This window comes from Kitasatospora sp. NPDC056783 (assembly GCF_042789895.1).
Lineage (GTDB): Bacteria > Actinomycetota > Actinomycetes > Streptomycetales > Streptomycetaceae > Kitasatospora.
Genome location: NZ_JBHUAF010000082.1, coordinates 20532 through 27121, shown reverse-complemented (window position 1 = coordinate 27121; position 6590 = coordinate 20532). Strand labels below are relative to the sequence as shown.

General features: G+C 75.1%; 4 protein-coding genes. 2 read left to right on the top strand and 2 right to left on the bottom strand.

Translation table 11 applies throughout. From position 1 onward, the window contains the following. The first annotated feature begins 112 nt into the window (after nt 1-112). Nucleotides 113-2104, top strand: coding sequence for a hypothetical protein (locus ACFRMQ_RS15120; RefSeq protein ID WP_380730896.1), 1992 nt, complete (start codon nt 113-115; stop codon nt 2102-2104). Between the two features lie 160 nt (nt 2105-2264). Then, nucleotides 2265-3305 (top strand): glycosyltransferase family 2 protein, encoded by a 1041-nt coding sequence (locus ACFRMQ_RS15115; RefSeq protein WP_380730895.1) that lies wholly within the window; start codon nt 2265-2267, stop codon nt 3303-3305. 163 nt (nt 3306-3468) lie between these two features. Here ACFRMQ_RS15115 and ACFRMQ_RS15110 read toward each other — a convergent pair whose 3' ends face one another. Together ACFRMQ_RS15110 and ACFRMQ_RS15105 are read right to left on the bottom strand one after the other, a co-directional pair. After that, nucleotides 3469-5073, bottom strand: coding sequence for an LCP family protein (locus tag ACFRMQ_RS15110; RefSeq protein WP_380730894.1), 1605 nt, complete (start codon nt 5071-5073; stop codon nt 3469-3471). A 214-nt stretch (nt 5074-5287) separates the two neighbouring features. After that, nucleotides 5288-6574, bottom strand: a complete 1287-nt coding sequence (locus tag ACFRMQ_RS15105; protein ID WP_380730893.1) for an LCP family protein — start codon at nt 6572-6574, stop codon at nt 5288-5290. Nucleotides 6575-6590: the final 16 nt, after the last annotated feature.

Genomic DNA, 6590 nt, shown 5'->3' with positions numbered 1-6590 from the left:
GGCGCGCACAGCGCCCGGCCCCCGTGCCGTGCGCGCGCCCCGTCCCCGCGCGCCCCGTCCGTGAACTCCCCTGGGGTGCGGGCCGTTTCCGGAGTGCTGAGATGATCGTCCGATGTTCCCCTCGGACGGTCCGCCGCTGCCCACCGCCGCGCCCCTCACCACCGCGTCCGCCGCCCGCTGGCGCGCCGCCCGCACCCTCTGGCGGCTGGACGGCCGCTGGCTCGCGCTGGTGCCGGTCGCCTTCGTGGCCCTGGCGGGTTCGGTGGAGCCGGACACGCTCCAGTGCAACGTCCAGGGCATCTGCCGGGACCCCTGGGGCTCGGCACTGGCCGGCTGGGCGATACCGGCCGAGGTGATCCTGCTGGCCAGTCGGGCCCGGATCCGGGTGCTGGTCCCGCCGGCCGTCCTGGCGCTGCTCTGGTACCTCCCGGACGGCCTGGTCACCCCGCTGGGCCGCTGGTCGGCCGTCCTGGTCCACCTGCTGCTCACCGCCGTCCTGCTCGGCGCCGAGGCCGGCCGCCGCCGCGCCCGCCAGCAGCTGGACGAGCTGATGGCCCCGCCCGTCCTCTACCCCTGGACGGCCGCCGTCGCGCCCTCGCCCGTCCTCCCGGACCGCCCGCCCGTGCTGCGCCGTCTCCTCGGCGTCCTGCTGCTCACGGTCGCCGTGGCCGTCCCGGCGTACGGCCTCTGGGCGAAGGCCCAGGCGGACACCGCCGCCGAGCAGGCCACCCGGGTGACCGGCACCGCGGGCGAGAGCGACGAGGACGGCGTGCTGACCGTCCGCTTCCAGCCGCCGGGCGGCGGCCCCGAACGCGACGCCGCCCTGGACGTCTGGTGGCAGCGCCGGCCGCACCCCGGCGAGCCCGTCCCGCTGCTGGTGGGCGACGACTCGGTGCGCGCCCTGGGCGACGACTACGACCTCACCGGCCAGCTGGTCGTGGGCGGCCTGATCGCCCTGCCCGGCCTGCTGCTGCTCGGCTCCGCCGCCGCCGCGAGCGCCCGCCGGGCCAGGCCCGCCTTCGCCGGCGCCGCCCCCGCGCTCGCCGTCCGGGTACGCGCCGACGCCCGGGGCGACCTGCTGGTCCTGCCGCTGGACGGCCCGCCGGACGGCCCCGGGCTGTGGCGCCTGGTCGAGCGCGACCGCTACCGCTGGGCCGCCCACGCCGCCCCCGACGGCGAGGGCTCGGCCTGGGTGCCCGAGCCCCTGCCCACCGAGGACGAGGCCGCCGACTACCCCGACCCGGTGCTCGACCACGACGGGGAAGAGGAGGAGTACGCGGAGCTGTTCGACCGCGCGACCCCCGCCGAGGCCGCCGAGTGGCTGTCCCGGGCCGGCCGCACCGTGCCCGCGGTGCTGTACGGCGGCCCGGACGGCCCCGACCGCCAGCTCCTGGTCCGCCCCGGCGTGCTGGACGGCGACCCGCGCTGGGTGGCGGCCGTGGTCGCCCCCGCCGCCCGGGCACCGCGGCTCGGTCGGCGCTCCGGCCGCTACCGCGAGGACGAACTGGCCGTCGCCTCGCTCACCGCCGACGCGGTCGCCGCCGCCCCGGCGGAAGGGTCCGCCGCCGAACCACTGGCCGCCGGCCGCTGGGAGATGCCGCTGCCGCTGCGGGTCGCGGCCGGACCGCTGACGGCGCTGCTGGCCGCCGCCGCCCTCGTGCTGCTCGACGAACACGGCTGGTGGGGCGGGCTGCTGCGCCCCCTGTGGATCGGCTCGCTGGCGATCCTCGCCGGCGGCCACACGCTGTCCTGGCAGCTGGTGGTGGACCGCGACGGCCTGCGGATGGCCACCGGGCTGCGCACCCGCGCCTTCCGGTGGACGGAGGTCTCGGCGGCCGCGGTGCACCGGAACACGCTCACCGTCCGGCTGCGCGGCGGCCGGGAGTTCTCCCTCCTCGGCCGCCCGGCGCTCTGGCTGGCCGGCCTCTTCGGCGGCCGGTACGACCGGGCGGAGCTGGCCCGGACCGTCGCCACCGCCGCCCACCGCCCCGACCTGCGCCCGCGACAGGTCCTGCCGGACCGGCTGGGCAGCCCCCAGCACCTGCTGAACCGCTGCGCACTGGCCGGATACGCGGTGTTCACCGTCGTCCGGTACGCCCTCTGAATCCACCCCGGTCCGGCACCGGATGCCCACCGCTTCGGACGGAGCCGCCGGGGTAGTACGGTGTCCTTGATCACAGCACCGCCATCGCGCGGCGAGGCGTCCGCAGTGGCCCTGACCGGGACAAGACGGGGACGCGTCCGCACCGGTACGGTTGGCCCCGATGAACACCAAGGCTGCTGAGGAGCTGCCGGCTGTCTCCGTGATCATGCCGGTGCTCAACGAGGAACGTCACCTGCGCACGGCGGTCCGGCGCATCCTGGATCAGGAGTACCCGGGGCCGATCGAGGTGGTGATCGCCCTCGGCCCCTCCACCGACCGCACCGCGGAGATCGCGGCCGAGCTGGTGGCCGAAGACCCGCGGGTGCGGACGGTCCAGAACCCCACCGGCCGGACGCCGGCCGGGCTGAACGCCGCGATCCGGGGCTCTCGGCACCCGATAGTCGTGCGGGTGGACGGCCACGGCCTGCTCACCCCCGGCTACATCATCACGGCGGTCCGGCTGCTCGGCGACATGGACGCGGCCAACGTCGGCGGCATCATGCACGCCGAGGGCGAGACGGAGTGGGAGAACGCGGTGGCCGCCGCGATGACCTCCAAGATCGGCGTCGGCAACGCGGCCTTCCACACCGGCGGCCTGGCCGGCCCGGCGGACACCGTCTACCTCGGGGTGTTCCGGCGCGAGGTGCTGGAGAAGCTCGGCGGCTACAACGAGGAGTTCATCCGCGCCCAGGACTGGGAGCTGAACTACCGGATCCGCCAGGACGGCGGCCTGGTCTGGTTCACCCCGCAGCTCAAGGTGACGTACCGGCCCCGGCCCTCGGTGCGGGCGCTGGCCAAGCAGTACAAGGACTACGGCCGTTGGCGCCGGGTGGTCACCCGCTACCACCGCGGCTCGGTCAACCTGCGCTACCTCGCCCCGCCGGCCGCGCTGGCGGCGCTGCTCCTCGGGCTGGTGCTCGGCATCGCCGTCCACCCGGCCTTCCTCGCGGTGCCCGGCGCCTACCTGCTGGGCATCGTCGGCGGCGCGGTGGTCGAGGGACGAGGCCTGTCGTTCAAGGCCAAGGCGCTGCTGCCGGTGGCCCTCGCGACCATGCACCTCAGCTGGGGCTTCGGCTTCCTGACCTCGCCGCGCTCGCTGGCCCGGAGAGTGATCGCCAGTGTCGGCCCGTCCTCCAGGGACGTGCTCTCCAGGACCAGCTGATTCGTTTCGTCACCGCCGGTACCGCCACCGCCACCGCCCCGACCGGCGGCGCGCAGGGCGGCAGTTGACGGACGGCAAGTCGGACGGCCAGTCGGACGGACAGTCGGCCGGCCGGTGATCCGGTCCGGCCCCGGCCCCGGCCCCGCCTCCGCTTCCGGCCCGGCTACTTGGCGCACACGTCGACGTCGTCCCCCTGCACCCGCTGGAGGTCCTCGGGCGCCTCGGTGGGCACCGCCGCCGGGGCGGCGAGCACGTCCTTGCCGAGGACCAGCAGCAGCCCGCCCTTCGGGTCCGGCTTCGCGGCCGGCCGGACGGCGTCGCCGGGCAGCCCGAGGGACGCGGCCAGGGCGTTCGCCTGGGCCTCCTGCCCGGCCTGGTAGGTCACCGTGGTGGTCTCGGCGAGCGGGGCGTCGCTGCCCACCGCGGCCCGGTCGAAGCCCTTCGCCCGGAGCTTCTCCACGGTCGGCCCGGACTGCCCGCGCTTGCCGCTGCCGTTGCGCACCGTCAGCTGGATGTCCTTGGTGGCGACGGCCGCGGCGGTGGCGGTGGTGGCGGTCTCCGGCGCGGCCGGTGCGGCGGCGTCGGTGGCCGGGGCCCCGGTGGCGGGCGCGGCCGCGGTCTCGGTCAGCGAGCGGTCGCCCGCGATCATCGCGAACACCTGCCCGGCGTCCGGCTGTTTGAGCACCAGCCGGTCCTTGTCCGCGGGGTCGTCCAGAACGGGGACGGTGGTGAAGGTGATGTTCTTGGGATCGACCTTGCCGAGGTCCAGCGCGAGGTCCTTGAGCTTGTCCACGCTGCCGATGCCGGAGTCCACGGTGAGCGCCTTGGTGGCGGCGTCCGCGAGCTTGTAGAGCTTGGTCGGGCTGGTCAGGGTGTCGTCGCTCTTGATCTTGCGGATCATCGAGCCGATGAACTGCTGCTGGAGCGGAATCCGGGTCAGGTCGCCGCCCAGGCCGACCGTGTGCCGGGTCCGGACGAAGGCCAGCGCCTCCTCGCCCTGGACCACGTGCCGGCCCTTCGTCATCCTGAGGTGGGAGCCGGAGTCGTTGATGTCCTTGGCCGCGCAGACCTCGACCCCGCCGACGGCGGTGGACAGGGTCTTCACCGCCTCGAAGTTGACCTGCACGAAGTGGTCGACCCGGATGCCGGTGGTCTTCTCGACGGTCTTCCAGGTGCAGCCGGCGTCCCGTCCGGCCTGGCCGAGGCTGACGTTGAACTGGTCCCGCGCCGAGCCCGGGATCTTCTTCCCCTGGGCGTTCTGGCACTCCGGGATCGGCACCATCAGGTCGCGCGGGAGGCTGATCACCGTCGCGTTGGAGCGGTCCTTGGCGATGTGGAACAGCAGTGTGGTGTCGGCGTGCCCGGCGCTGCCCTCGTCGCCGTACTCGCGACCGAGGCCCTCCCTGCTGTCGGTGCCGATCACCAGGACGTTCAGCGCCTCCCCGGCGGCCCGGGGGCGCTCGGACTCGTCGCCCAGCTGGACCTTGACGGAGGTGAGGTTGTCGTTGAAGTGCCGGTACAGGTAGTACGCCCCGCCGCAGCCCGCCACCATCACCAGGGCGCCCGCCCCGGCCGTCCACTTGAGCGCCCGTCGACGGCGGTGGCGCCTGGCGAGCGCGGCCGCCCGCCGCCGGCTGTCCCGGCGGCCCTCGGCGGGCGGCTCGGCCGGGGCGCCCGGCCGTGCCTCGGCGGCCCGGCGGCGTTGTCGCGGGACGCCGGGGGCGGGGTCCACGCGGTACCGGCCGGTTTCCGGTTGCTCCTCGTGCACGGGTTCCCCAACTGTCGACCGGTCACGGCTCCGGCCCGCCCGTACGGAACGGGCCGGTCCGGACACAGTAGACGAGCCGAACGGGGGAGTCGTTCCCGGTGTGATCTCCGCCATGTTCCGGCAAAGCCGAGGCAAATTCCGTTCGTGGCCGAGCAATTGCGAAACCGTCCGGATCGCCCGGCGCCGCCGCCCCCGAGTGCCCCGGCCGACCGGCTCAGTGTGCCGCGCAGGCGTCCACGTCGGCGGTCCGTCCCTCGAAGGTGGGCGGGTCGGTCACCGAGGGTGACGCGCTCGCCGCCGCCATCTCGGCGGCCGGATCCACCCCGGCGCCCGGCCCCGGGCCCCGGCTCGGCTTCGGGCCCGCGTCCGGACCCCGGCCCGAGCCGGGGTCCGGAGCGGGCGAGGACGCGGACCCGGGCGGCCGGACGGCGACCGGCCGGTCGTCCCGCAGCGCCGCGAACAGCTGACCGGTCGACGGCTGCACGAACTCGTCCCGGTCCGAGTCGTAGCGGTACGGGCGGCGCGGCGCGGTCAGGAAGACCACGTCCGCCGAGGGGATGCCGCGCAGGTCCTGGGTGAGGTCGTACAGCGCGCCGAGCGAGGACAGCCCGCCGTCCGCCCGGACCGAGGACGTCGCGGCGTTCAGCACCGGCCACAGCTTCGCCGGGTTCAGCAGCACGTCCTGCGACTGCACCTTGCGGATCAGCGAGGCCAGGAACTGCTGCTGACGGCCCATGCGCTGGGTGTCGCTGCCGTTGCCCAGGGTCTCCCTGACCCGCACGTAGCCGAGCGCCTGCTCGCCGTGCAGGGTCTGCCGGCCGGCGGGCAGGTCGAGCCTGGCGTCCTTGTCGTGGATCGGCTGCGGCACGCACACCTCGACCCCGCCGACGGAGTCCACCATCGTCTTGAAGCCGCTGAAGTCGAGGATCACGTAGTGGTCGACCCGGATGCCGCTCAGCTGCTCCACGGCCCGGATCGAGCAGGCCGGGCCGCCCGTCTCGAAGGCCCAGTTGAACTGCATCAGGGCCGGCTTGCTGAGGGAGCCGTCCGGCCTCTCGCAGGCGGGGACGGTGACCATGACGTCGCGCGGGACGGAGACCGCCGTCGCGTGCTTCCGGTCGGCGGCCAGGTGCAGCAGGATCGTGGTGTCCGAGCGCGCGGTGCCCGCCTCGCCGCCGTACGAGCCGTTCGCGCCGGAGCGGTCGTCGCTGCCGATCAGCAGCAGGTTCTCGGCGCCCCGAGCCCCGGCGGTGCGGCTCGGCCGTTCGGCCTCCAGCCTGGCGAGCAGCCGGTCGGTCTCCGAGTCGGTGCGGATGTTGCGGTCCAGCGCGCGGTAGGCGATCCAGAGCAGCGTGCCGGTGGCGACCAGCAGGAACGCGACGGCGCCGGCGGTGATCAGCAGCCACCGCCGGCGCCTGCGCGGGCGTCCGGATCCGCTCGGAGGAGCGTCCGTCGGAGGGTTTTCGTCGGTCGGGGGGTGCTCGGTGTCGTCCTCGGCCATGGCAGGGATCCCTACC

What these genes read in the sequence shown, in the direction of transcription:
- ACFRMQ_RS15120 (WP_380730896.1), top strand. Translation starts at nt 113, where the DNA reads ATGTTCCCCTCGGACGGTCCGCCGCTGCCCACCGCCGCGCCCCTCACC.
- ACFRMQ_RS15115 (WP_380730895.1), top strand. Translation starts at nt 2,265, where the DNA reads ATGAACACCAAGGCTGCTGAGGAGCTGCCGGCTGTCTCCGTGATCATG.
- ACFRMQ_RS15105 (WP_380730893.1), bottom strand. Translation starts at nt 6,574, where the DNA reads ATGGCCGAGGACGACACCGAGCACCCCCCGACCGACGAAAACCCTCCG.